We start from the raw sequence: 24,279 nt of genomic DNA on the forward strand, positions 1-24,279 counted from the left end.
CGCTGTTGAGTTCTCAAGGAACGGACGCTTCCTTCGAAACCAATCGGTTCTGACGATGCAGTACCGGTTTCTCCGGACGTTTGCCCTTTCGGTGTTCACTACTTTAGCGGATTTCCCCGGAGGCTCATAATCGAGCCCTCGGCGTCAGATTTCGGCGTGCCGAAATCGACCCCGATTGTGGGGCATATCGTAGGTAGTGAGTGGTCGCTTCCGGGGGAGCTCTCACCGGACCTCAGGTCCGTGGCAAGCCGTCCCGTTTTCAGCGACTCGTACAACGTTAGGGGTTCGACGCCCCTGCGTCAAGCGAGGTCCTGCGGTTCCGCGGCTTGTGTGCGCGGTAGGGGCTGACCGTCGGGTCGTCCGCGAGCCAGAAGCGCCAGGGGAAGTGTGCGCCGTCACCTCCCACGCCGGTGCGCGGACCGCTCCGGGTGGTGGCCGTCGGACCGGTCGCCGCCACCGCGCCGTCGAGGATGCCGAGCGGCGTGGCGGGGTCGCGGGTGCACAGGTCGGTGCCGTTCAGCTCGCGGTCCACCGCGAGCGCGGTGGCGAGGCGGGCCGGGCCCTTGGCCAGTTCCGTGTCCTTGCTCGCCTTGGGCCGGCGGTTCCGCGCCTGCTCCACTCCTTCCAGCACCTCGCCCGCGCGGATCAGCACGCCGCTCGCCTGCCCCTCGGGACCGCAGACGAGGTTGAGGCTGAACCACATGCCGTAGATGAAGTAGACGTAGGCGTGCCCCGGCGGGCCGAACATCGAGGCATTGCGTTGCGTCCGGCCCCGGTAGGCGTGCGACCCCGGATCGGCCTCCCCCGCGTACGCCTCGACCTCGGTGATGCGCAACCGCATGCGGCCCTCGCTCGTCGTGCGTACCAGGACGTGTCCGAGAAGGTCGGGGGCGACATCCAGGACAGGACGGTCGAAGAAGTCCCGGGACAGGTGCGGGTCACCACCGGTCGTGCTGGGCATGCGGGCTCGGCCTGCGATCATGCCGTCCGAGCGTACAAGAACCGCGTACGGGAGAGTCCCGTACGCGAGCGGTTCCCGTGCTTCCCGGCGGGAGGGGGAACCGGACCGAAAGGGGAGGACAAGGGGATGGGCTTCAAGAAGCTGTTCGCGAGCATGGGCATGGGCAGCGCCTCGGTCGACACCGTGCTGCACGAGCCGCACGCGGTGCCGGGCGGTGTGGTGCAGGGCGAGGTGCGGATCGAGGGCGGCTCGGTCACCCAGGAGATCCAGGCGCTCTCCGTGGGCCTGCAGGCGCGGGTCGAGGTGGAGACCGACGACGGCGAGATGCACCAGAACATCGAGTTCGGTACCCAGCGGCTCGGCGGGGAGCTCACCCTGCACGAGGGCGACTCGCACGTGGTGCCCTTCGCGCTGGAGGTGCCGTGGGAGACGCCGATCACCGCGTTCATGGGCCAGCAGTTGCGGGGCATGCAGATCGGTGTGACGACGGAGCTGGCGATCGCACGGGCGCTGGACTCCAGTGACCTGGACCCGGTGGACATCCACCCGCTCCCGGCGCAGCAGGCGATCCTGGACGCGTTCGGGCAGCTCGGGTTCCGGTTCAAGTCGGCGGACATGGAGAAGGGGCACATCCGCAACACCCGGCAGCAGCTCCCCTTCTACCAGGAGATCGAGTTCTTCGCGCCGGAGCAGTATCGCGGCCTCAACCAGGTCGAGCTCTCGTTCGTCGCGGACGCGCGGGGCATGGACGTGGTACTGGAGATGGACAAGAAGGGCGGACTGTTCTCGGAGGGCAGTGACACCTTCCGGGCCTTCCCGATGGACTTCGACTCCTACCAGCAGACCGACTGGGCGGGCTACCTCAACCAGTGGCTGGCCGAGGTCGGCGGCAAGCGGAACTGGTTCTGAGCCCGCGGCGCAGCGCCACGCGGCGGGAGACCCCGTTCAGCCGAGCAGGATGCTGAGCGGGGTCTCGCGTACCGCCCAGAAGCCGGCCGCCGCGGTGAAGACCGCCGCCGCGGCGGCGGCGTCCTCCGGGTCGGCGTGCTCGAACCCGGACCAGCCGGTGGCCAGCAGCAGATAGCCGTCGGGCTTTCCGCACCAGGACAGGTCGGTGAGCAGGTCGGCGAGCGCGTCCCAGTTGCGCCCGAAGTAGTCGGGGAGCTCCAGTCCGGTGGCGCAACGCTCCATGAACTCCGCTTTGTTGTCGACGCCGGTCAGGTCCACGACCGCGCCGAACCAGCCCGCCGCGTCCGCCTGCATCAGCGCGTCGGGGCCCACCGAGGGCAGCCGGTAGACGCCGGGAGGCACCGAGTCGTCGAAGAGGCCGGGGAGGTCGGCCTGGGGCAGCTCGGGTAGGTCCACGGGGCTGGTCATGGTCGCACCACCGCTTCGGGGTCTCGTCGTGGTCAGTCACCTGATGGCGTTGACTCCTGCGGGCACAGGGCTGGGATGTACGGGGTGTGCTGTCGCACCCCGTCATGGTGGCAAAGAGAGGCGGTCAGGATCGTTAGGCTGGCCGTTACAGCGATTCGCGTGACGAGGAGGTTCACGACGTGACCGACCAGCAACGGCGCCCGCTCCCCCATGACTTCCACCCCCAGGTGCCGTCGATTCGCGTACTGAGCGACGATCTGCCGGACGGCGGCCATCTGGGTACCGCACAGGTGTACGCGGAGGGGAACACCTCTCCGCAGCTGCGCTGGGAAGGCTTCCCCGAGGGGACGAAGAGCTTCGCGGTGACCTGCTTCGACCCGGACGCGCCGACGGGCAGCGGGTTCTGGCACTGGTCCGTCTTCGACATCCCCGCCACCGTGACCGAGCTGCCCGAGGGTGCCGGTACGGGCGGGATGAAGGGGCTCCCCGAAGGGGCTGTGCACGTGCGCAACGACTTCGGGACGCGCGACTTCGGCGGGGCCGCGCCGCCGCCCGGGGACGGCCCGCACCGCTATGTGTTCACCGTGTACGCCGTGGACACCGAGAAGCTCGGCCCGGACGCCGACGCCTCCCCCGCGGTCGTCGGGTTCAATCTGCGTTTCCACACCCTGGCGCGCGGTCAGCTCATCGGCGAGTACGAGATCCCTGCCGAGGGCTGAGCCCACCGCGTCCGGATCCCGGGCTCCGGGTCCCCGATCCGGGTGTCGGGGAGTCGGGGCCCGGTTCGGCGCCGGCAGGGCCCCGGGCCGGCCGGAGGAATTCCGTTGCGCCGCGCTGTGTGCGCGGCGCACCGTATACGGGGCAGTCGGCACCGTGGCGCGGTCCATCACCGCGAGCGGGGGCGGCGGGCACTCTGTGAGTGCTGCCGTCCGCCGGAGTCCGGCCGGGGGCCGGACGACCGCGCCGACTGCCTGCTTCCTCCGTCCGCCGGGTGGCCGTTCCTCTCTTCTCTCCCCCCCGCCTCACGGGCTCCCGCACCGGTCTCCCGCCTCGCGGGCTCCCGTAGCCGGTCTCCGCACCCCCTCCCCCAAAACCGTGGGACCCCGGGAACCCCGGAACCGGCCCGCGACGCCCCTCCGCGACCTGCCGTTCCCGGCCCCTTCACCTGCCGTACCCCCCGGCGAAATTGCGTTGTCGGCCCCGATGGACAGCGGCACAGTGGGTGCCACCCGGCGCGAAGCGGCCGGGACGGGAGAAGGGGAGGCGGTCGGGATGCGGGAGACGCTGGTACTGAACGCGAGCTTCGAGCCGCTGTCGACGGTGTCGCTACGGCGCGCGGTGGTGCTCGTGATGCGGGACAAGGCCGTCGTCGAGCAGGCGCATTCCGGGCTGCGGGTGCGTGCGGCGCAGGTGGAGCTGCCGGTGCCGCAGGTGATCAGGCTCCGCCGGTACGTCCGGGTGCCGTTCCGACAACGGGCACCGTGGTCGCGGCGGGGCGTCCTGGTGCGGGACCGGCATCGGTGCGGGTACTGCGGACGCCGGGCGACCACGGTGGACCACATCGTCCCGCGGTCGCACGGCGGCGGGGACACCTGGCTGAACACGGTCGCGGCGTGCGCGGCCGACAACCACCGCAAGGCGGCCAGGACACCGGGCCAGGCGGGGATGAAGCTGCTGGTCAAGCCGTTCGAGCCGACACCGGCCGATGCGCTGCTGCTGGCACTGGGGCTCGCGGAGGGGGAGTCGCTCCCGGAGTGGCTGACGCTGCCGGCGACGGCCTGAGGGAGGACGGCGGGCTCGCCCGGGTCACCGCAGCAGGAGCTGCACGATCGCGGCGAGGCCGACGACCACGATGACGCCCCGGAGCATGCCGGGGGCCAGCTTGCGCCCGATTCTGGCGCCGAGCTGGCCTCCGGCCGCCGAGCCGAGGGCGATCAGCAGCACCGCTGTCCAGTCGAAGTCGGCGACGAAGAGGAAGAAGACGGCGGCCGTGCCGTTGACCACGGCGCCCAGGACGTTCTTCACGGCGTTGATGCGCTGCAGGTCGTCGGGGATGAGCAGCCCCATCAGCGCCAGATAGAGGACGCCCTGGGCCGCGCCGAAGTAGCCACCGTAGGCGCTGGCGAACAGGATGCCGCCCTGGAGGGGCACACCGCCGTGCGGGTGGCCGCCGCTGCTGTCCCGTTCGCGGCGCCGGCGGACGGCCGCGGCCAGTCGGGGCTGGAGGACGACGAGGACCAGGGCGAGCGCGATCAGCACCGGGACGATCGTGTCGAAGGCGCTGGAGGGCAGGGTGAGCAGCAGGATGGCGCCCGCCAGTCCTCCGAGGAGGGCGACGAGGCCGAGCCGCAGGACACGGCGCCCTTGGCCGCGCAGCTCCCGCCGGTAGCCGATCGCTCCGCTGATCGAGCCGGGGACGAGCCCGAGCGAGTTGGAGACGTTGGCGGTCACCGGCGGCAGGCCGACGGCGAGCAGCACGGGGAAGGTCAGGAGCGTGCCGGAGCCGACGACGGTGTTGATGCCTCCGGCGCCCACGCCTGCCGCGCAGACGGCCACGGCTTCCCATATGGTCACGCGTCAGCCCCTCCGGTGTTCGGTTCCAGTGGAACCGATCATGCCCGAAGGGGCTGCGGCTGTGTACGGGGGTCCGGCTGGTGGACGGCACCGTCCGGGCAGGCGGACCGGACGGCGGACGGGGTCAGGAGTCCAGCGGGGGCTGCTCGCGCGGGGGCCGCGGGGGCTTGGCGGCGCTGGGCGGCGCTGGGGTGCCGCCGCCGTTGCCGCCGGAGTCCGGGCGGAAGGTGTCCAGGGCGCCGCCGAGGCCCTTGAGTGCGTCGCCGATCTCGCTGGGGACGATCCAGAGCTTGTTGGCGTCGCCCTCGGCGATCTTCGGGAGCATCTGGAGGTACTGGTAGGAGAGCAGTTTCTGGTCCGGGTCACCGGCGTGGATCGACTCGAAGACGGTGCGGATGGCCTGGGCCTCGCCTTCGGCGCGCAGGGCCGCGGAGCGCGACTCGCCCTCGGCGCGCAGGATGGCCGACTGCTTCTCGCCCTCGGCGGTGAGGATCTGCGACTGGCGGACGCCCTCTGCCTGGAGGATGGCGGCGCGCTTGTCGCGGTCGGCCCGCATCTGCTTCTCCATCGAGTCCTGGATGGAGGTCGGCGGCTCGATGGCCTTGAGTTCGACGCGGTTGACGCGGATGCCCCACTTGCCGGTCGCCTCGTCCAGCACTCCGCGCAGCGCCGCGTTGATCTCCTCGCGGGAGGTGAGGGTGCGCTCCAGGTCCATCCCGCCGATGATGTTGCGCAGCGTGGTGACGGTGAGCTGTTCGATCGCCTGGATGTAGCTGGCGACCTCGTAGGTGGCGGCCCGGGCGTCCGTCACCTGGTAGTAGATGACGGTGTCGATGTTCACGACCAGGTTGTCCTGGGTGATCACCGGCTGCGGAGGGAAGGGGACGACCTGCTCCCGGAGGTCGACACGGTTGCGGACGGTGTCGATGAACGGGACGACGATGTTCAGGCCCGCGTTGAGAGTGCGGGTGTACCGGCCGAAGCGCTCCACGATCGCCGCACTGGCCTGCGGAATGACCTGGATCGTCTTGATGAGTGCGATGAAGACAAGCACCACCAGGATGATCAGGACGATGATGATGGCGTCCATGGCCTTGCCCCCTGCATGATCTCAGAAGTCGCTGACTGAAGAATCACTGCCCGTGTTCGGCTGCTCATAGCCATCACATCACGACAGCCGTAGCTCCGTCGATCTCGACCACGTCCACCTGGCTGCCGGGCTCGAAGGCGGTGTCGGTGTCCAGCGCCCGCGCGGACCAGACCTCTCCGGCGAGCTTGATACGGCCGTTGTCCCCGTCGACCCGCTCCAGCACCACGGCCCGCCGTCCCTTGAGCGCGTCGACGCCGCTGGCCAGCGCGGGGCGTTGGGTGCGCATCCGGCGTGCGACCGGCCGTACGACCAGAATGAGCGCCGTGGAGACGAGGGCGAAGACGACGACCTGGGCCACCGGCCCCCCGCCGATCCCCGCCGCTCCGGCGGCGGCCACCGCGCCCACCGCCAGCATGCCGAACTCCGGCATGGCCGTGATGATGAGCGGGATCCCCAGTGCTGCGGCGGCTACGAGCCACCAGACCCATGCGTCCACATGGCCATGGTAGGCGCACGCTCAGCTCAGTGGCAGGCCCTGTGCGGTCCAGCGCCCGTTCTGCGCCTCGACGACCAGCGGCAGGCCGAAGCACAGGGAGAGGTTCCGGGAGGTCAGCTCGGTCTCCAGCGGTCCGGCGGCCAGTACCTGGCCCTGGCGGATCATCAGGACGTGGGTGAAGCCCGGCGGGATCTCCTCGACGTGGTGGGTGACCATCAGCATGGAGGGCGCGTACGGGTCGCGGGCCAGCCGGCCGAGACGCCGGACGAGGTCCTCGCGGCCGCCCAGGTCGAGTCCGGCCGCGGGCTCGTCCAGCAGGAGCAGTTCGGGGTCGGTCATCATGGCGCGCGCGATCATGGTGCGCTTGCGCTCGCCCTCGGAGAGGGTGCCGAACCTGCGGTCCAGGTAGTCGGACATGCCGAGCCTGTCGAGGAAGGCCCGGGCGCGGTCCTCGTCGACCTTGTCGTAGCTCTCCTGCCAGTGCGCCGTCATGCCGTAGGCGGCGGTGAGCACGGTCTCCAGCACGGTCTGGCGGCGCGGCAGCTTCTCGGCCATGGCGATGCTGGCCATCCCCACGCGGGGGCGCAGCTCGAACACGTCGACGCTGCCGAGGCGTTCGCCCAGGACCCCGACGGTGCCGGAGGTCGGGAAGAGGTAGCTGGAGGCGAGGTTGAGCAGTGTGGTCTTGCCCGCGCCGTTGGGGCCGAGGATGACCCAGCGTTCGCCCTCCTTGACCGACCAGGAGACATCTTCCACCAGAGCACGTCCGTCGCGGACCACGGATACGTCCACCAGCTCCAGTACTTCGCTCATGAGCGCGTTGTCTCCTATTGCAGTCGCGTTGAGGTGCCTATGGGCACATTCCCCAGGGGAAAACCTACGCCACCGTGTGCGAAGCCCGTTCCCTAGGCTTGGTCCATGCTCACAGAACCTCGCTCAGGGCGGCTGGCCGCCTGGGGAAACGCACTGCTCGCCGGACTCGTCGCGCCCGACGAGGCGGCCGAGCGCATCGTGGCCGAGGACACCCTGCACCGCGTCGCGCTGCCGGGGGACGACGGCGGTGCGGTCGGGCTGACGCTAGCGCTGGGGAAGCTGCGGTCGCTGGGTGCCGCGGGACTGCGGGTGGCGCTGCCGGTGCCGGGGCATCCGCTGGGGCTGAGCGGGCCCCCGGAGTTCAACGCGCGGGCGATGGAGGCCGAGGAGGCCGTGCTGGTGCACGGGACGGCGCTGGGCCTGGTGCCGGAGGTGCACGCGGCGGGGCCCGCGGACGGCGACCCGGAGGATGTGCACACGGAGGTGCGGTGGGAGTGCCTGCCGGTGCGGGAGGCTCCGCCGGCCGACGTGCCCTCGCTGGCGGAGGCCGAGCGGGAGCTGGCGGAGGCCATGCGGGAGGCGACCGAGGTACTGACGCGGCTCGACGTCGCGGGCTCGGGGCCGGTGGCCGACGCGGCTCTGGAGGCGTACCGGGCGCGGATGGAGGCGGGCAGACAGCTGCTGGCTCCGGGCTATCCGCCGCGCGCCGTGCGGGTGCTGGAGCTCGGGCAGCGGGTCGCGGCGCTGGTCTCCATCGCCTACGGGGACGGCGGGGGCGACGGGCGGGAGCACGGCGGCGCGGTGAGCGCAGCGGAGATGGCGTCCCGCGCCGAGGCGCTGCGCCCGGTGGAGCGCACGGCCCGGCGTGCGCGGGTGGCGGCCTACAACTCCTACGCGGAGGAGCTGGAGCGGCGCCGGGAGGGCGGGCGGGCCTGATCGGCGCCGCCCGCCTCCCGGTGTCCGGGCCGCTGCGTCAGCTGTTGTGCGTGAGGTTGCCGAAGGCGGGGTTGAGGACGCCGACCACGTTGACGGAGTTGCCCGTCACGTTCGCGGGCACGTGGACCGGGGCCTGCACGAGGTTGCCCGAGCCGACGCCCGGCGAGTTGACGGCCTGGCCCTGCGCGTCGCTCTGGGCGAACGCGGAGCCGGCGGAGGCACCGGCGGCGACGCCTGCGGCGGCGAGGACGAGGGCGGCCTTCTTGGCAGTGTTCATGGGGTGTTCTCCCTGTGCGTCTGCGGAACCGTGCCGCGGCCGACCGCCGCGGGCACGCCATGGAGAACGGGGCATCAGCCGGGAGGGTGCGCCGAAAAGATGACGACCACACGACAGTATGAAATTCGACCCGCAGGGAACGGATGCCCGATTCCCGGCTGCCCACAGAAGCGGCAACTCGGGCCGTCACCCTGTTCACCCGTCACCCGGTCAGTCACCCCGGCACCCCGTCACCCCGTCACCCCGTCACCCCGTGGCGGACCGCCCACAGGGCCGCCTGGGTCCGGTCGGCCAGGTCGAGCTTCATCAGGATGTTGGAGACGTGGGTCTTGACCGTCTTCTCCGACAGCACGAGCAGGCGGGCGATCTCGCGGTTGGAGCGGCCGTCCGCTATCAGCCCGAGCACCTCGCGCTCCCGCTCGGTCAGCGCGGGACCGCGCCCGGCGGACGGGCTCTGGTCGTCGGTGAGCAGCGCCCCGGCGACCTCGGGCTGCAGCAGCACATGGCCCGCGTGCACGGAACGGATGGCGCCGGCCAGCGCCTCCGGGTCGACGTCCTTGTAGACGTACCCCGCAGCGCCCGCACGCAGGGCCGGTACGACGGTGCGCTGCTCGGTGAAGCTGGTGACGATCAGCACTCTCGCCGGGTTGTCCCGCTCACGGAGTGTGCGCAGCGCCTCGACGCCGTCGGTCCCGGGCATCTTGACGTCCATCAGGACGACGTCCGGCCGCAGCTCCTCGGCGCGTGCCACCCCCTCGGAGCCGTCCGCGGCCTCCCCCACGACCTCGATGTCGTCCTGCACCTCCAGGAATGTGCGCAGCCCGCGCCGTACGACCTGGTGGTCGTCGACGAGCAGCACACGGATCGGCTCAGCCACCGGGCACCTCCAAAGCGACAGCGGTGCCCTTGCCGGGCTCCGAGCGGACAGTCAACGTGCCACCGACGCCGGAGGCCCGGTCACGCATCGAGACCAGGCCCAGATGGCGGCCGGCCGAGCGTACGGCGCCGGGGTCGAAACCCTTGCCGTCGTCGGTGACGGTGAGGACGGCGGACGGGCCGCGGCGCACCAGGGACACCCGGACACGGCCCGCGTCCGCGTGCCGCAGCGCGTTGTGCAGGGCCTCCTGCGCGACCCGCAACAGGGCCTCCTCCTGGGCCGCGGGGAGGGCGCGCACGCCCTCGCACACGAAGTCCACCTCGGCGCTGTGCGCGCGGTCCAGGACCTGGGCCTGGGTGCGCAGCGTGGCGACCAGGCCGTCCTCGTCCAACGCCGCGGGGCGCAGTTCGACGACGGCCGCCCGCAGCTCGTCGGCGGCCTCGCCGGAGAGCCGGGCCACCTCGTGCAGTTCGGCCTTCGCCCGCGGGGGATCCCGGTCGACGAGGGCCGTGGCCGCCTGGGCCGTCAGACGGAGCGAGAAGAGCTTCTGGGCCACCGCGTCGTGCAGCTCGTGGCCGATACGGGTGCGCTCCTCGGCGATGGTCAGCTCGCGGCTGCGCTCGTAGAGCCGCGCGTTGGTCAGCGCGATGGCGGCGTGCTGCGCGAGCAGCCGCAGCAGTTCCTCGTCGTCCTCCGTGAAGGCACAGGTCCGCTCCCGGGGTGCCGGACGGCTCTGCTCCCGCGGGGGCGCGCAGCGTTTGTTGGCAAGGAAGAGCGCGCCCAGCACCTGCTCGCCGTCGGCGATGGGCATGCCGAGGAAGTCGGCCATCATGGGGTGCGCGGAGGGCCAGCCGCCGAACCGGGGGTCCCTGCGGACGTCGGCGAGCCGCTGGGGAGTGGCGTCCCGCAGCATGGCGGCGAGGATGCCGTGCTGCCGCGGCAGCGGGCCGATGGCCTTCCACTGCTCGTCGCTCACTCCGGCGACGACGAACTGCGCGAAGCCGCCCTGATCGTCGGGGACGCCCAGCGCCGCGTACTCGGCGTCGAGCAGATCGCGGGCCGAGGCGACGATCGTCTGGAGGACGTCGCGCACCTCGAGCCGGCGGTTCATGGCGAGCAGCGCCGCGCTGACCGCGGCGAGCCCTGTGCGGGGGACCATGCCGATCACGGTACCCGGCGGCACCGGGGCGGGGATCGGACCCGGGCCAGGGGCGGGACGGGCCGGAGGTCCTAGGTCCGGCGACGCACGGCCGGGACCGGAGAGCGGGGACACGAAAAGGGGCCCCCGGACGAGGGGACCCCTTCTCCGTGCGGACCGCGCGGTCAAGCGCTCACTTGCGCATGATCTCCGGCTCGTGGCGGCGCAGCAGCCGGATGATGACGAAGTAGCACAGGACACCCATCAGGGCGAGGACACCGACGTCCATCACCCACTGGTCCAGCGAGTGGTCCCACAGCGGGTCGGTGTTGGTCGGGTCCTTCTTGTCCTGGGGCATCAGCCGGCCGAGCTCGACGGTCGCGCCGAGGGCCGCCATCGCCCACCGGGACGGCATCAGCCAGGCGAACTGCTCCACACCGGGGCTGTCGAAGAGCTTGAAGAGCACACCGGTGAAGACGACCTGTACGACGGCGAAGAGCACGAGCAGGATCATCGTCTTCTCCGAGGTCTTCACCAGGGAGGAGATGATCAGGCCGAACATCATCGAGGTGCCGCCGAGCGCGATGGCCACCAGCGTCATCTCGATGGCCGGGTTGGAGGCGAGCAGGCCCTCCTCGGGAAGGTCGCGCGGGTAGAACCCGACGATGCACATCAGGAGGCCCTGGACGGCCGCGACCAGGCCCAGCACGATCACCTTGGACATCAGGTAGGCCGACCGGGAGAGGCCGGTGGCCCGTTCCCGTTCGTAGATGACCCGTTCCTTGATCAGTTCCCGGACCGAGTTGGCCGCGCCCGAGAAACAGGCGCCGATGGCGAGGATCAGCAGGATGGGGCCCGCGTCACCGTTGGTCTTGCCCGGTGGCGCCGTCAGTCCGTAGTCGGACGGCATCAGGGTGCTGACCAGGCCGAGGAGCAGCGGAGTGACGAAGGACAGCACCAGGAAGGAGCGGTCCGCGGAGATCACCGAGAGGTAGCGTCTCATCAGCGTCCACAGCTGGCTGCCCCAGCTCTGCGGCTTCTGCAGCCGCGTCGGCTGCATGGCTTGCTGCTGGGCCGCGTACGGGTCCTGCTGCGGGTGCTGGGCGTCGATGTCGGCCGCGTACATCTGGTAGTGCTGCGAGCCCTGCCAGCGGCCCATCCAGTCGTAGTCGCGGTAGTTCTCGAAGGCGGAGAAGACATCCGCCCATGAGTCGTAGCCGAAGAAGTTCAGCGCCTCTTCGGGCGGGCCGAAGTAGGCCACACCGCCGCCCGGCGCCATCACCAGGAGCTTGTCGCACAGCCCGAGCTCGGCGACCGAGTGGGTGACGACCAGCACGGTGCGCCCGTCGTCGGCCATGCCGCGCAGCAGCTGCATCACGTCGCGGTCCATGCCCGGGTCGAGGCCCGAAGTGGGCTCGTCCAGGAAGATCAGCGAGGGCTTGGTGAGCAGCTCCAGGGCGACGGAGACGCGCTTGCGCTGGCCGCCGGAGAGGGAGGTGACGCGCTTGTCCGCGTGGATGTCGAGCTTGAGCTCGGCGAGCACCTCCTCGACCCGGGCGTTGCGCTCGGCCTCCGCGACGTCGCCGGGGAAGCGGAGCTTGGCCGCGTAGCGCAGCGCGGTGCGGACCTTCAGCTCCTTGTGCAGGATGTCGTCCTGCGGGACCAGGCCGATGCGCTGCCGCAGCTCGGCGAACTGCTTGTAGAGGTTCCGGTTGTCGTAGAGGACCTCGCCGACGTCGGCGGGGCGGTACCCGGTCAGCGCCCGCAGCAGCGTGGACTTGCCGGAGCCCGACGGGCCGATCACGCCGATCAGCGACTTCTCGGGGACGCCGAAGGTGACGTTGTTGAGGATGACCTTGCCGCCGTCGACCTTGACGGTCAGATGGCGGGCCGAGAAGGACACGTCGCCGGTGTCGACGAACTCCTCCAGCCGGTCCCCGACCAGCCGGAAGGTGGAGTGGCCGATGCCGACGATGTCCTGCGGGGAGATGGCGACCGTGCCGGACCGCGGTATCGGCTGGCCGTTGACGTAGGTGCCGTTGTGGCTGCCCAGGTCGTGGATCTCGCACCGGCCGTCGGGCGAGGAGTGGAACTCCGCGTGGTGCCGCGAGACCTGGAGGTCGGAGACGACCAGCTCGTTCTCCAGCGCACGGCCGATGCGCATCACCCGGCCGAGGGAGAGCTGGTGGAAGGTGGTCGGGCTACGGTCGCCCGCCCCCTGCGGCGGCGCTCCACCCTGGCCGCCGGCGCCGGGAGCGCCCGTCCCCGGTGCGGGGCCGCCCATGCCGTGCGCTCCGGGACCGCCCTGGGGACCGCCCTGCGGCTGCATGTGCTGCTGCGGCATCTGCTGCTGGGGCGGCTGCTGCGCGTACTGCGGCGGGGCCGCATGCTGCATCTGCTGCGGCATCTGCGGAGCCTGCTGCTGCCAGCCGGGGTGCGGCTGCTGGGGCTGCGGGGGCTGCTGGCCCCAGCCGGGCGCTCCCCCGACCTGCGGCTGCTGGGTCGGAGCGCTGTGCTGGGCCGCGGCCTGCGCAGCCTGCTGAGGCTGCCCCTGCTGCTGGGGCGCGGTCTGTCCGCCGTACATCCCGCCCGCCGGAGCCTGCCCGGCGGGCGCCCCGCCCGAGAAGCCGAGCCGCGGGCCGTCGGTGGCGTTGCCCAGATGGACGCTCATGCCGGGCGCCAGCTCCAACTGCTGGATCCGCCGTCCCTGCACATACGTGCCGTTGGTACTGCCGTGGTCCTCGATGACCCAGGCGCGCCCTCCCCAGCGCACCGTGGCGTGCCGCCAGGAGACCCTGGCGTCCTCGATCGCCACGTCCCCCTGGGGGTCGCGGCCGAGGGTGTAGGCCCTGGACGGATCGAGCGTCCAGGTCTGTCCGTTCAATTCCAGTACGAGTTCCGGCACTCCATGCCCCACAAAGTTGTCCCCCGAGGTACCCCCTGCAGCGAGGGAGTCTAGGGATGGCGAACATCGTGAGGAACTATTTCAGGCTCGGCCGCCCGACAGGAAGCCGGGCCAGCGGTAGGGACCAGGCTGTGACCGTTCCGTCGGGGAACACCGGGGAACCCGTGCAGGCGCACGGCCGAGAGGACGGGAGAACCGCGGAAGAACCGCGGGAAGTCGCAGGAAAGGGCTTCAGGTGCGGATGTGCGCACGGACCGGAGCCGATCGTGACCGATCCCGACCGATCATGATGAGAGGGACGGAAACGGTACCCCTTCGTGGCGTCCAGCCGCATTCGCACCGCCCCGGCAGGGTTCCGCAGCAGCGCGGCGGTAATGTGAGAGGACCATGAGCACACCTGTGGCCCAGCCTCCGTCGTACGCCGACACCCCGACCCTGCTGGTCAAGATCTTCGGCAAGGACCGGCCCGGCATCACCGCCGGCCTCTTCGACACTCTCGCGGCCTTCGCCGTCGAGGTCGTCGACATCGAGCAACTCGTCACCCGCGGCCGCATCACGCTGTGCGCCCTGGTCACCGCGCCCACCACCGGCACCGGCTCCGAGGGCGAGCTGCGCGCGACCGTGCACAGTTGGGCCGAGTCGATGGGCATGACCGCCGAGATCATCTCCGGCACGGGCGACAACCGCCCCCGCGGCACCGGACGTTCGCACGTCACCGTGCTGGGGCATCCGCTCACCGCGGAGTCGACCGCCGCCATAGCGGCCAGCATCACCTCCACCGGCGGCAACATCGACCGCATCTTCCGGCTCGCCAAGTACCCGGTACTCGCCGTCGAGTTCGACGTCTCGGGCACCGAGACGGCGCTGCTGCGCACCTCGCTGGCGCTGGAGGCCGCGAAGTACGGCATCGACGTCGCCGTCGTCGCCTCGGGGCTCCAGCGGCGGGCACAGCGGCTGGTGGTGATGGACGTGGACTCCACCCTCATCCAGGACGAGGTGATCGAGCTGTTCGCCGCCCATGCGGGCTGCGAGGAGCAGGTCGCCGAGGTGACGACGCGGGCGATGCGCGGCGAGCTGGATTTCGAGCAGTCGCTGCACGCCCGGGTCGAGCTCCTGGCCGGGCTCGACGCGTCGGTCGTCGACCGGGTGCGCGAGGCGGTGCAGCTCACCCCCGGGGCCCGCACGCTGATCCGCACCCTCAAGCGGCTCGGCTACCAGGTCGGTGTCGTCTCCGGCGGCTTCACGCAGGTCACCGACGCGCTGCAGGAGGAGCTGGGGCTGGACTTCGCCTCCGCCAACACGCTGGAGATCGTCGACGGCAAGCTGACCGGACGGGTCACCGGCGAGATCGTCGACCGCGCGGGCAAGGCGCGGCTGCTGCGCCGGTTCGCCGACGAGGCGGGCGTGCCGCTCGCGCAGACCGTGGCCATCGGCGACGGCGCCAACGACCTGGACATGCTCAACACGGCGGGGCTCGGCGTCGCCTTCAACGCCAAGCCCCTGGTCCGGGAGGCCGCACACGCCGCGGTGAACGTGCCGTTCCTGGACACCGTGCTCTATCTGCTGGGCATCACGCGTGAAGAGGTGGAGGCCGCGGACGGAACCGGCTCCGAGAGGCCCGCGGCTCTCTGACCGCGCCGGGGCCGCGGGGCGCGCCTCACACTCATGGCGCGCGCCTCACCTGCGGCGCGCGCCTCACTCGTGGGGCGCCCAGAAGTGGGTCAGCTGCGCGCTCCCGGGCTCCACCGACTTCCAGGAACCGGTGTACCGCAGGACGGCGACGGCCGCCGTGGGGAAGCCGCGGGCCAGCCGCTCCTGCGCCTCGCGGTCGGCTTCCCCGGCAAGCACCTCGGCGACCGACTGCATTCCGGGGTTGTGGCCGATGACCAGCAAGTCGTGCACGTCGTCGGGGACTTCGTTGATGACCTCGATGATCGCACCGGGCGGCGCCTCGTAGAGGCGCTCCTCGTACACCGTCTTGGGACGCTGTGCCAGATGCGAGACGGCCAGCTTCCAGGTGTCGCGGGTCCGGGTGGCGGTCGAGCAGAGGGTGAGTTGCGGAGTGATGCCCTGGCCGGCGAGCCATTCACCCGCCGCCGGGGCGTCCAGGCGGCCGCGCTCCGCGAGGGGCCGCTCGTGATCCGCCACCTGCGGCCAGTCCGCCTTGGCGTGCCGGAGAAGGACGATACTGCGGGGCACATCGACGCTCATGTGTCCCAGCTTCGCACGAAACGCGCTGCAGGTCGCGGGGTGTTGACCGGTCGGTCCGGCAGGGTCGACGGACGGTGACCCGCCGCACACCGACCGCCCGGCCCCCGCGCGGCAACTCATCCCAGGACGGAACCCCACAGATGGGTGAGGAAGGACAGCAGCGGACTGTCGGCGGCACGCTGGGCGGCGTCCGCCTGCCCGCCACCCACCAGGAGGACCAGCAGCAGCGCGAAGCCGAGCACCGGCAGCAGCGCACCCCACCAGGGCAGCCGGGTCTGCGACGCGTCGTGCGCCCGCCGCGGCAGCGCGGCGCCCTGGGCCGGGCGGTGGTTCCTGCTCCGGTCCGGCATGGGGTGCGCGGGGGCCGTCATGGGGCTCGCCTCCGGGGTGCTTCGGCCTTCGTTCTCCTGGCCACCGACACTACGGAGCACAAGACCCCCGGCCCATCCGGCAAGCCCCCCACTCCCCCCTGACGCAGGGCCCCTAGGGGATGGTGGTGTCGGCACCACCCCGGGGGGTGGAGGTCAGCCGGCGGCGATGCTGGCGATCACGCCGATGACGACGGTGACCGCCATCATGGCGCCGAAGATCAGCAGCAGCTTCTTCCGCGGTTCCGGGGGATTCGGTTCGAGCACTGGCATGTGGGCCAGTGTCCCACTCAGCGCCCCTCTTCGATGACCCGGTCCCTGCCCGCCAGCAGGCCCGTCGCCATCTGGGCCAGCATCAGCGCGGCCATCAGCAGCAGCGGAGCGTGCCAGCCGCCGCTGACGTCGTGCAGCGAGCCGACCAGCAGCGGGCCGGGGATGGAGAGCAGATAGCCGGTGCTCTGCGCGAAGGCGGAGAGCTTGACCACGCCGGAGTGGGAGCGGGAACGCATCCCGATCATGGTGAGGGCCAGCGGGAAGGCGCAGTTGGAGACGCCCAGCACCAGGGCCCACACCCAGGCGCCGGCGGCGGGGGCCAGCCACAGCCCCGCGTAGCCCACCAGCCCGCACAGGCCCAGCGCGACCACCAGCGGCCCCTGGTGCCGCATCCGGGCGGCCAGCTTGGGCAGCACGAAGGAGAGCGGTACCCCCATGCCCATGGTCACCGCGAGCAGCACACCTGCCGCCGAGGCGGAGACCCCGGCGTCGCGGAAGATCTGCGGAAGCCAGCCCATGGTGATGTAGGCGGCGGACGCCTGGAGGCCGAAGAAGACAGCGAGGGCCCACGCCGTGGGGGACGCGGCGATCCGCAGCCCCGGCGCGGCCTCCGAGGGAGCCGCCGGGCCGCTCGCAGCGCCGGTCGGCTCGGTGCGGCCCCGGTCACGGGACTGCCCTGCCGTCTCACCCTCGGCGGTACGTGCGGGAACGGCCTCTTCCGCGGCCCGTGGCTCGGGCGCGCGGGCCGAGCGGTCCCGGGAGATCGCCGCCCACGGGACGAGGGCGACTGCCGCCGGCACCGCCCACGCCCCCAGCCCGGCGCGCCAGCCGCCACCGAGCGCGTCGGTCAGCGGCACGGTGACGGCGGCGGCGCCCGCCGTGCCCAGCGCCAGCGCCATCGAGTACAGCCCGGTCATGGAGCCGACCCGGTCGGGGAACCAGTGCTTGACGATGACGGGCATCAGTACGTTGCTCACCGCGATTCCGGCCAGGGCCAGCGCGGTGGCGGCGAGGAAGGTGCCCGTGCCGCCGGCCAGCGGCCGCAGGGCAAGGCCGAGGGCGATGGCGGCCATGCCGGCCAGCACGACGGGCGCGGGGCCGCGGCGCCGGGCCAGCCGTGGGGCGAGGCCGCCGAAGACGGCGAAACACAGCGGGGGTACCGAGGTCAGCAGTCCGGCCACGGTGCCGTTCATGTGCAGGCCGCGCCGCACCTCCTCCAGCAGCGGACCGAGTCCGGATATGGCGGGGCGCAGGTTCAGGGCCGCGATGACGAGTCCGGCGGCGACGAGTCCGAGCAGTCGGCGGGAGACCGCGGGCGTCGCGGCACCGGGTCCGGGCGGGGCGGCCGGGGTACCGGCGGAGCGCGCGGGGGCGGGGCGGGTCCCCAGGCCGGTGGTGGGTGCGGAGTTCCTGCTGTTGTCGTCTGCCGATGCCATGCGGCCCATCATAGAATCATGGGATGAATACTGCCCAACCGCTTTCCCCTCCCCCGCTCTCGGCCCCCCAGCGCGCCCCCCTGGCCGCCCAGGTGATCGCGACGCTGCGCCAGCAGATCGCCTCGGGCCGGTGGCCGGTGGACAGCCGTATCCCCACCGAAGCGGAGCTGGTCGAGCAGCTCGGGGTGGCCCGGAACACGGTCCGCGAGGCGGTGCGGGCCCTCGCGCACAACGGGCTGCTGGACATCCGGCAGGGCTCGGGCACCTATGTGCTGGCCACCAGCGAGCTGGCAGGGGTGATGCACCGCCGGTTCGCCGGCGCCGATCTGCGGCACGTGGCGGAACTGCGGTCCGCGCTGGAGACCGCGGGCGCCCGGCTGGCGGCACGCCGGCGCACGGAAGCGGACCTGCGGGAACTCGAGGGCATGCTGGAACGCCGGGAGGCGGCATGGGACTCCGGCGACGTCGAACGCTTCATCGACGCCGACCGCAGCCTGCACATGGGCGTGCTCTCCGCCTCCCACAACGAGGTGCTGACCGGCGTGTACGCCGACCTCGGCGAGGTGCTGCGGGCCTACCTGCGGCAGGACGTGGGCGAGGAGCTGCGCCCGGAGAACCACATGGACCACACCCGGCTGCTGGACGCCATCCGGGCGCAAAACGCGGAGGCCGCCTCCGAGGAGGCGGCCTCGCACACGGCGGAGTGGGGACACGGGGCGCTGTAGGGGAGCGCCCCGCCGCAGGCCGGGACCGTGCCGCAGGCCGGTGCCGGCCGCGTCCCGGCGAGGGTCAGGCCCCCATCATGTGCACGCCGCCGTCGACGTGCACGATCTCGCCCGTGGTACGGGGGAAGAAGTCCGACAGCAGGGCGACGACACCGCGGCCGGCCGGCTCCGGGTCGGTCAGCTCCCAGCCGATCGGGGCACGGTGGTTCCACACGTCGGCCAGCTCCTCGAAGCCCGGGATGGACTTGGCCGCCATCGACTTGATGGGCCCGGCCGAGACCAGGTTGCAGCGGATGCCCTTCGGACCCAGGTCCCGCGCGAGGTAGCGGCTGGTGGACTCCAGGGCCGCCTTGGCCACGCCCATCCAGTCGTACTTGGGCCAGGCGATCTGCGCGTCGAAGGTGAGGCCGACGACCGAGCTGCCCTCGTGCAGCAGCGGCAGGCAGGCCATGGTGAGCGACTTGAGCGAGTACGCCGAGACGTGCACGGCGGTGCTGACGTCCTCCCAGGCCGCGCCGAGGAAGTCGAAGGCGCCCTGCGGACCGAAGGCGATCGAGTGCACGATCCCGTCCACCCGCGCGTCCGGACCCCAGTGCTCGCGGATCCGGTCGGCGAGCCCGTCCAGGTGCTCCTGGTTGCTGACGTCCAGCTCGATGACGGGCACGGCCTCGGGCAGCCGCTTGGCGATGCGCTCGACCAGGGAGAGCCGGCCGAAGCCGGTGAGGATGACCTCGGCACCCTGCTCCTGGGCGACCTTCGCCGCGTGGAAGGCGATCGACCCGTCGGTGATGACGCCCGTGACCAGGACGCGCTTTCCAGCGAGGATTCCGCTCATGTTCAGTGACCCATGCCCAATCCGCCGTCCACGGGAATGACGGCTCCGGTGATGTACGCGGCCTCGTCGGACGCCAGGAAGCGGACCGAGGAGGCGACCTCCTCCGGCGCGGCGTAGCGGCCCAGCGGTACCTGCTTGACGATGTCCTCGCGCTGTTCGTCGGTGAGCGCGCGGGTCATGTCGGTGTCGACGAAGCCGGGCGCGACGACGTTGCAGGTGATGTTGCGGGAGCCGAGCTCGCGGGAGAGCGAGCGGGCGAAGCCGACGAGCCCGGCCTTGGAGGCCGCGTAGTTGGCCTGCCCGGCTTGGCCCATCAGCCCGACGACCGAGGAGATCAGCACGATGCGGCCCTTGCGGGCCCGCAGCATGGCGCGGGAAGCGCGCTTGACCACCCGGTAGGTGCCGGTGAGGTTGGTGTCGACGACCGAGGTGAAGTCCTCCTCGGACATGCGCAGCAGGAGCTGGTCACGGGTGACGCCCGCGTTGGCGACGAGCACCTCGACCGCGCCCTGCTTCTCCTCGATCTCCTTGTACGCCTGCTCCACCTGCTCCGGCTCGGTGATGTCGCACTTGACGCCGAGGAAGCCCTCGGGCGGCTCTCCGGAGCGGTAGGTGACGGCGACCTTGTCGCCTGCCTCGGCGAAGGCACGGGCGATGGCGAGGCCGATGCCGCGGTTCCCTCCGGTCACGAGCACTGAGCGGCTCACTGTGCGCCCACCCTTCCTGCTTCTGCTGTCGCGGTCTGTCGCAAACAGACTGCCGTCGCGGCCTGTCGCAAACAGAACCTATCCGGCGCCACCGGGCCGCGAGCACTCGGGCACGGACAGGGGCGTCCGCGGCCTGCTGTGGGGTCCCTACAGAAACGCCGGTCCCCGGCGGGGGCGAACTGCCCCGGCCTCCGGCGCGGGTACGGGCGCATAGACTTTCCCGTGACCGTATCGAGCACCCACCACACCAGGACAGTGACGTGACACGCCTCGGCGACTCCGTACAGCGCGCCAGCGAGCTGCTGGCCCAGGACCTCTCCTCCGACACGAACGTCGAGCGGCTGCTCGCGGAGACCGTGGCGCGGCGCTCACTGGACCTGAGCGATCTGCCCGCCGGGGAGCAGGCGGAGCTGATCGGGGCGCGGTCGGTCGACCTGCTGCCGACGGTGGAGAAGCTGGCCGAGCGGATCGAGGAGCGAGCAGCCCAGGGCAAGGGCCTGCACATCAAGCTGGGCATCGACCCCACGGCGGCGGACGTGCACCTGGGGCACGCGGTGCCGGTCATCGTGCTCAGCCGCTTCCAGCGGATGGGCCACGACGTCACACTGATCATCGGCGACTTCACCGCCAAGATCGGCGACCCCTCGGGCCGCACGGCCGAGCGCCCCCCGCTGACCGACGAGGACATCGCGCGGAACCTCTCCGGATACCAGGAGCAGGTGCGGCCGTTCTTCGACTTCGAGAAGGTGCGCTTCGCGCGCAACAGCGACTGGCTGGCCCCGTTCACGCTGCCGGAACTGCTGGGTCTGCTGACGCAGGTGCCGGTCTCCGCGCTGCTCCAGCGGGAGGACTTCCGCAACCGGCTCTCGGAGGGCTCCGGCCTGACGATGTCCGAGCTGCTCTACCCCGTCGCCCAGGCCCTCGACTCGGTCGAGCTGGACTGCGACGTCGAGCTGGGCGGGGTCGACCAGCTGCTCAACCTCCAGATGGGCCGCCGGATGATGGAGGTACGCGGCCAGCAGCCGCAGCTCGTGGTCACCATGCCGCTGGTCGAGGGCACCGACGGCTCGGGCGCCAAGATGTCCAAGTCCAAGGGCAACTACGTGGGGCTGGGCAGCGCTCCCGACGAGGTCTTCGGCAGGATCATGTCGATTCCGGACCGGCTGATGGCCCCCTACCTGCGTGCCTGGACGGAGTGGACCGACGCCGAGATCGACCAGGTGACGGCCCGCATCGACGCGGGTGCGCTGCACCCCATGGACCTGAAGAAGGTGCTGGCCGGCGAGGTCGTGGCAGCCCTGCACGGAGTGCCCGCGGCGATGGCGGCCCGCGCGCACTTCGTGGCCCAGTTCTCCAAGAAGTCCTTCTCCGACCTGGAGACGCTCCCCTGCGTCGCGCTGGACGAGCACGGCGAGGAGGGTGTCGCCACGGTGCTGACCAAGGTCCTGGAGTTCACACCGAGCGCGTCGGCCGCCCGCCGCATCGCGAAGCAGAACGGGCTGCGGCTGATCGTCGAGAAGGAGGGCGAGAAGCAGCAGTCCGTGGTGCTCTCCGAGACGGAGGCGCTGCGCCCGCTCGCGGAGGTCGCCCGCGAGGCAGTCGCCGCGCAGGCCGACGGGCTCGCCGACGCGCTGTACCTGAAGGCGGGCCGCAAGGTGGCCGAGATCCGCGGGCTGTGACCGGGCCGCGGGTCGCCCCGGTTCGGTGCCCCGCCCGGGCTCCGGGGGCCGGCCCACCGGCTCGCCGCCCCCTCCGGGCGGCTCGCCACCGCAGCCGGAGCGACGATCGGCGCCGAGGCGGCGGCGCGCTCCGCACACCCCGACGCGCGACCGGAGTACGCCCCCTGCCGGATCCGCCGCGCCGCCGTCCTGCGCAGGGCGACCGGTCCGGTCCGCGCGGCGCCCCGGTCTCGTGGCGGACGCCTCCGAGGCGTACCGTGGAAAGAGTCCGGATCTCCGCGCACGGCCGCGGGGAACGGCAGGTGAGCAGGTGGTGGAGAGTGACGCGGAAGCAGCAACAGCGCGAGGTTTTCCGGATCACCGGGGCCCGGCAGGGCCTGCAGGAAGACGTACGCGGAAGGCAGCGGCGCTATGTGATCTCCATGCTGGTCCGCACCCTCGCCGTCATCCTCACCGTCGTCCTGTGGAACGTGGAGCGCCCACTGGCGGTGGGCACCCTGGTGATCGGACTGACCCTGCCCTACATCGCGGTGGTGATCGCCAACGCGGGCCGCGAGAACGCGCCTTCGGCTCCCCCCGCCGCTCCTCCACCGGCACCTCCGCAGCGGACACTGGAGGGCTCCCGGGTGACGAAAGCGGGCGACGAAACCACACCGGACGACGCGGATCGGGCCTCGAACGAGACCGCGAGCGGCCGCAGTTGATCTGGTTCTTCGCACAAACCTCAAGAAAACCTCAGATCAATCCTGCGGTTCCGGTGCACCACGACCGCTCCCGCATGCCATACTTCATGTGCGCTCCGCATCCCCCGTCGGAGCGATGGACCGACGCCGGGCGGCTCCCCCCGTGGCTGCCCGGCGTCGCTTAATGTCCGGACCGTGAGGCAGGATGAAGGAGTGATCCCCTCCGCCTCACCCTCCGAAGAGGGACCCGAGACCCCGATCTGCTCCGCCAAGGGCTGCCGCGAGCCGGCCGTGTGGGTGCTCGCCTGGAACAACCCCAAGCTGCACACCCCCGACCGCCGCAAGACCTGGCTGGCCTGCGAGGAACACCGCGAACACCTGTCGAAGTTCCTGGGCGCCCGCGGCTTCCTGAAGGACACCGTGCCGCTCGCCGAATGGCACGCCCCCGACGGCGACTGACCCCGTTCCCGACGGCAGCAGGCGGGCAGCCGCCCGCCCGGGTCAGCCCCCGATGGCCGACATCGGGCGCTGAGGCTGGACGAACGACGGATCGTCGATCCCGGCACCCGCCTTCTTGCCCCACATCGCCTGCCGCCACAGTGCCGCGACCTCCGCGTCGGACGCCCCGCCGCGCAGCGCACCCCGCAGATCCGACTCCTCGGTGGCGAACAGGCAGGTACGCACCTGCCCGTCCGCGGTCAGCCGGGTGCGGTCACAGGCCCGGCAGAAGGGACGGGTGACCGAGGCGATCACCCCGACCCGCTGCGGGCCGCCGTCCACCAGCCAGCGCTCCGCGGGCGCGGAGCCGCGCTCCTCCTGCTGCTCCGGGGTCAGCGTGAAGCGGGTGCGCAGCGACGTCAGGATGTCCCCGGCGGTGATCATGCCCTCGCGCTGCCAGCCGTGCTGCGCGTCCAGCGGCATCTGCTCGATGAAGCGCAGCTCATAGCCCTCCTCCAGGGCCCAGGACAGCAGCTCGGGGGCCTCCTGGTCATTCAGCCCCGGCATCAGCACCGCGTTGACCTTCACCGGTGTCAGCCCCGCCGCCCGCGCGGCGGCCAACCCGCGCAGCACATCCGCGTGGCGCTTGCGGCGGGTCATCCGCCGGAACGTCTCCGGGTCGAGCGTGTCCAGCGAGACGTTGACCCGGTCCAGCCCAGCCTCGCGCAACGCCTGCGCGGTGCGCTCCAGCCCGATACCGTTGGTGGTCAGCGACATCCTGGGACGAGCAGGCAGCTCGGCGCAGCGCTCCACGATACCGGCCAGTCCCGGACGCAGCAGCGGTTCGCCGCCGGTGAAGCGGACCTCGGTGACGCCGAGCTCCGCCGTGGCGATCCGGACCAGCCGGACGATCTCGTCATCGGTCAGCAGCTCGGGCTTGGCGAGCCACTGCAGTCCCTCTTCCGGCATGCAGTACGTGCAACGCAGATTGCAGCGGTCGGTCAGCGAGACGCGCAGGTCGGTGGCGACCCGCCCATAGGTGTCGAGCAGCATGCTGACGGCCCTCCCAGGTGCGTGATCTGCTTCGCAGCGTAAGTCACGTATGTGACATCCGACAGCTTCCACTGTTGCGGGGTCGCACCTGCGAGGGCGCTGGCGCGCCGACCCCCGCATCCGCGACTCCCTTCGCGGGGGGCGTCTTCGCGGGGTCGGTTCCCCTCCGCGGGTGGCCTGGCTCCGTGGGGGCACGCCCCCGTCGTTCTCGGCTGCCGCCGAGAGGTCGTGTCGGGGGGCTCCGCCCCCCAACGGCCCCCCGCTAAGGGGGCTCCGCCCCCTTAGAAACCCCCAGGCACCAACACCTCCCCCTCCCCCTCCCGTATCCGGCAACCGCCGGAGGACTCTCGACTGCGGGAGCGCTCTTGTGCTGTGACGGACGGCATCAGGACACTTCCCGCAGACAACGGACCAAAGGCAGCCCCCG

26 protein-coding genes are annotated in these 24,279 nt (G+C 71.6%); 9 read left to right on the plus strand and 17 right to left on the minus strand.

Going from position 1 to position 24,279, the window contains the following annotated elements; all coding sequences use genetic code 11:
* Nucleotides 1–277: 277 nt before the first annotated feature.
* Nucleotides 278–982, minus strand: coding sequence for a DNA-3-methyladenine glycosylase (locus ACFYNS_RS31190; protein WP_360298535.1), 705 nt, complete (start codon nucleotides 980–982; stop codon nucleotides 278–280).
* A 105-nt stretch (nucleotides 983–1,087) separates the two neighbouring features.
* Here ACFYNS_RS31190 and ACFYNS_RS31195 point away from each other — a divergent pair, with 105 nt between their 5' ends.
* Nucleotides 1,088–1,870: a sporulation protein gene (locus tag ACFYNS_RS31195; protein WP_388606259.1), complete on the plus strand. Its 783-nt coding sequence runs from the start codon at nucleotides 1,088–1,090 to the stop codon at nucleotides 1,868–1,870.
* 36 nt (nucleotides 1,871–1,906) lie between these two features.
* On the opposite strand, the gene ACFYNS_RS31200 is transcribed toward ACFYNS_RS31195, so the two are convergent.
* Nucleotides 1,907–2,338, minus strand: a complete 432-nt coding sequence (locus ACFYNS_RS31200) for a barstar family protein (RefSeq protein ID WP_360298529.1) — start codon at nucleotides 2,336–2,338, stop codon at nucleotides 1,907–1,909.
* A 179-nt stretch (nucleotides 2,339–2,517) separates the two neighbouring features.
* On the opposite strand from ACFYNS_RS31200, the gene ACFYNS_RS31205 reads away from it, so the two are divergent.
* Nucleotides 2,518–3,057, plus strand: coding sequence for a YbhB/YbcL family Raf kinase inhibitor-like protein (locus ACFYNS_RS31205; protein ID WP_360298526.1), 540 nt, complete (start codon nucleotides 2,518–2,520; stop codon nucleotides 3,055–3,057).
* 553 nt (nucleotides 3,058–3,610) lie between these two features.
* Entirely contained in the window at nucleotides 3,611–4,120 is a 510-nt protein-coding gene (locus ACFYNS_RS31210) for an HNH endonuclease (RefSeq protein WP_360298524.1), read from the plus strand.
* Nucleotides 4,121–4,144: 24 nt separating this feature from the next.
* Here the strand turns inward: ACFYNS_RS31210 and ACFYNS_RS31215 are convergent, their stop codons facing one another.
* The 4 genes from ACFYNS_RS31215 to ACFYNS_RS31230 form a co-directional block, all read right to left on the minus strand.
* Nucleotides 4,145–4,912, minus strand: coding sequence for a sulfite exporter TauE/SafE family protein (locus ACFYNS_RS31215; RefSeq protein WP_388606262.1), 768 nt, complete (start codon nucleotides 4,910–4,912; stop codon nucleotides 4,145–4,147).
* A gap of 124 nt (nucleotides 4,913–5,036) precedes the next feature.
* Complete coding sequence (locus tag ACFYNS_RS31220) at nucleotides 5,037–6,002, minus strand: SPFH domain-containing protein (protein WP_360298518.1); 966 nt, start codon at nucleotides 6,000–6,002, stop codon at nucleotides 5,037–5,039.
* Between the two features lie 73 nt (nucleotides 6,003–6,075).
* The gene (locus ACFYNS_RS31225) at nucleotides 6,076–6,498 is read right to left on the minus strand and encodes an NfeD family protein (RefSeq protein WP_360298516.1); all 423 of its coding nucleotides are present in this window, start codon (nucleotides 6,496–6,498) and stop codon (nucleotides 6,076–6,078) included.
* 21 nt (nucleotides 6,499–6,519) lie between these two features.
* Nucleotides 6,520–7,311 (minus strand): ABC transporter ATP-binding protein, encoded by a 792-nt coding sequence (locus ACFYNS_RS31230; protein WP_360298513.1) that lies wholly within the window; start codon nucleotides 7,309–7,311, stop codon nucleotides 6,520–6,522.
* 105 nt (nucleotides 7,312–7,416) lie between these two features.
* Here ACFYNS_RS31230 and ACFYNS_RS31235 point away from each other — a divergent pair, with 105 nt between their 5' ends.
* Complete coding sequence (locus tag ACFYNS_RS31235; RefSeq protein WP_360298510.1) at nucleotides 7,417–8,247, plus strand: hypothetical protein; 831 nt, start codon at nucleotides 7,417–7,419, stop codon at nucleotides 8,245–8,247.
* A gap of 37 nt (nucleotides 8,248–8,284) precedes the next feature.
* Here the strand turns inward: ACFYNS_RS31235 and ACFYNS_RS31240 are convergent, their stop codons facing one another.
* The 4 genes from ACFYNS_RS31240 to ACFYNS_RS31255 form a co-directional block, all read right to left on the minus strand.
* On the minus strand, nucleotides 8,285–8,524 hold the full coding sequence (locus ACFYNS_RS31240) for a chaplin (RefSeq protein WP_360298508.1): 240 nt from the start codon (nucleotides 8,522–8,524) through the stop codon (nucleotides 8,285–8,287).
* A gap of 238 nt (nucleotides 8,525–8,762) precedes the next feature.
* Nucleotides 8,763–9,401 (minus strand): response regulator transcription factor, encoded by a 639-nt coding sequence (locus tag ACFYNS_RS31245; protein WP_360298505.1) that lies wholly within the window; start codon nucleotides 9,399–9,401, stop codon nucleotides 8,763–8,765.
* A complete protein-coding gene (locus tag ACFYNS_RS31250) occupies nucleotides 9,394–10,560 on the minus strand; it encodes a GAF domain-containing sensor histidine kinase (RefSeq protein ID WP_388606266.1) in 1,167 nt (388 codons plus the stop codon). Before ACFYNS_RS31250 ends, ACFYNS_RS31245 begins: the two co-directional genes overlap by 8 nt.
* Before the next feature lie 172 nt (nucleotides 10,561–10,732).
* Nucleotides 10,733–13,444, minus strand: a complete 2,712-nt coding sequence (locus ACFYNS_RS31255; protein WP_360298502.1) for an FHA domain-containing protein — start codon at nucleotides 13,442–13,444, stop codon at nucleotides 10,733–10,735.
* Between the two features lie 387 nt (nucleotides 13,445–13,831).
* Between ACFYNS_RS31255 and serB the strand changes: the two genes are divergently transcribed.
* Nucleotides 13,832–15,076: a phosphoserine phosphatase SerB gene (gene serB, locus ACFYNS_RS31260; RefSeq protein WP_360298499.1), complete on the plus strand. Its 1,245-nt coding sequence runs from the start codon at nucleotides 13,832–13,834 to the stop codon at nucleotides 15,074–15,076.
* A gap of 63 nt (nucleotides 15,077–15,139) precedes the next feature.
* Here the strand turns inward: serB and ACFYNS_RS31265 are convergent, their stop codons facing one another.
* The 4 genes from ACFYNS_RS31265 to ACFYNS_RS31280 all read right to left on the minus strand — a co-directional run bounded on the left by ACFYNS_RS31265 (nucleotide 15,140) and on the right by ACFYNS_RS31280 (nucleotide 17,732).
* On the minus strand, nucleotides 15,140–15,655 hold the full coding sequence (locus tag ACFYNS_RS31265; protein ID WP_360298496.1) for a histidine phosphatase family protein: 516 nt from the start codon (nucleotides 15,653–15,655) through the stop codon (nucleotides 15,140–15,142).
* Between the two features lie 116 nt (nucleotides 15,656–15,771).
* Nucleotides 15,772–16,026: a hypothetical protein gene (locus tag ACFYNS_RS31270; RefSeq protein ID WP_360298493.1), complete on the minus strand. Its 255-nt coding sequence runs from the start codon at nucleotides 16,024–16,026 to the stop codon at nucleotides 15,772–15,774.
* A 153-nt stretch (nucleotides 16,027–16,179) separates the two neighbouring features.
* Nucleotides 16,180–16,296 carry an SGM_5486 family transporter-associated protein gene (locus tag ACFYNS_RS31275; protein ID WP_254693415.1) on the minus strand — a complete coding sequence of 39 codons (117 nt, stop codon included), beginning with the start codon at nucleotides 16,294–16,296 and terminating at the stop codon, nucleotides 16,180–16,182.
* A gap of 17 nt (nucleotides 16,297–16,313) precedes the next feature.
* Complete coding sequence (locus ACFYNS_RS31280; protein ID WP_388606269.1) at nucleotides 16,314–17,732, minus strand: CynX/NimT family MFS transporter; 1,419 nt, start codon at nucleotides 17,730–17,732, stop codon at nucleotides 16,314–16,316.
* Between the two features lie 23 nt (nucleotides 17,733–17,755).
* Here ACFYNS_RS31280 and ACFYNS_RS31285 point away from each other — a divergent pair, with 23 nt between their 5' ends.
* Nucleotides 17,756–18,457 carry a FadR/GntR family transcriptional regulator gene (locus ACFYNS_RS31285; RefSeq protein WP_388606271.1) on the plus strand — a complete coding sequence of 234 codons (702 nt, stop codon included), beginning with the start codon at nucleotides 17,756–17,758 and terminating at the stop codon, nucleotides 18,455–18,457.
* A gap of 64 nt (nucleotides 18,458–18,521) precedes the next feature.
* Here the strand turns inward: ACFYNS_RS31285 and fabI are convergent, their stop codons facing one another.
* Together fabI and fabG are read right to left on the minus strand one after the other, a co-directional pair.
* The gene (gene fabI, locus ACFYNS_RS31290; RefSeq protein WP_276474627.1) at nucleotides 18,522–19,292 is read right to left on the minus strand and encodes an enoyl-ACP reductase FabI; all 771 of its coding nucleotides are present in this window, start codon (nucleotides 19,290–19,292) and stop codon (nucleotides 18,522–18,524) included.
* Nucleotides 19,293–19,294: 2 nt separating this feature from the next.
* A complete protein-coding gene (gene fabG / locus ACFYNS_RS31295; protein ID WP_388606273.1) occupies nucleotides 19,295–19,999 on the minus strand; it encodes a 3-oxoacyl-[acyl-carrier-protein] reductase in 705 nt (234 codons plus the stop codon).
* A gap of 260 nt (nucleotides 20,000–20,259) precedes the next feature.
* Between fabG and tyrS the strand changes: the two genes are divergently transcribed.
* From tyrS to ACFYNS_RS31310, 3 genes are all read left to right on the plus strand, one after another.
* Nucleotides 20,260–21,678 (plus strand): tyrosine--tRNA ligase, encoded by a 1,419-nt coding sequence (gene tyrS, locus ACFYNS_RS31300; RefSeq protein ID WP_388606275.1) that lies wholly within the window; start codon nucleotides 20,260–20,262, stop codon nucleotides 21,676–21,678.
* Between the two features lie 320 nt (nucleotides 21,679–21,998).
* Nucleotides 21,999–22,382 carry a DUF3099 domain-containing protein gene (locus ACFYNS_RS31305; RefSeq protein WP_388606277.1) on the plus strand — a complete coding sequence of 128 codons (384 nt, stop codon included), beginning with the start codon at nucleotides 21,999–22,001 and terminating at the stop codon, nucleotides 22,380–22,382.
* A gap of 174 nt (nucleotides 22,383–22,556) precedes the next feature.
* Nucleotides 22,557–22,820: a hypothetical protein gene (locus ACFYNS_RS31310; protein WP_388606278.1), complete on the plus strand. Its 264-nt coding sequence runs from the start codon at nucleotides 22,557–22,559 to the stop codon at nucleotides 22,818–22,820.
* A gap of 42 nt (nucleotides 22,821–22,862) precedes the next feature.
* On the opposite strand, the gene moaA is transcribed toward ACFYNS_RS31310, so the two are convergent.
* Nucleotides 22,863–23,852: a GTP 3',8-cyclase MoaA gene (gene moaA / locus ACFYNS_RS31315; protein WP_360302967.1), complete on the minus strand. Its 990-nt coding sequence runs from the start codon at nucleotides 23,850–23,852 to the stop codon at nucleotides 22,863–22,865.
* Nucleotides 23,853–24,279 lie beyond the last annotated feature (427 nt).

The sequence above is a fragment of the Streptomyces sp. NPDC006925 genome (assembly GCF_042869575.1).
In the GTDB taxonomy this organism is placed as follows: Bacteria; Actinomycetota; Actinomycetes; order Streptomycetales; family Streptomycetaceae; genus Streptomyces.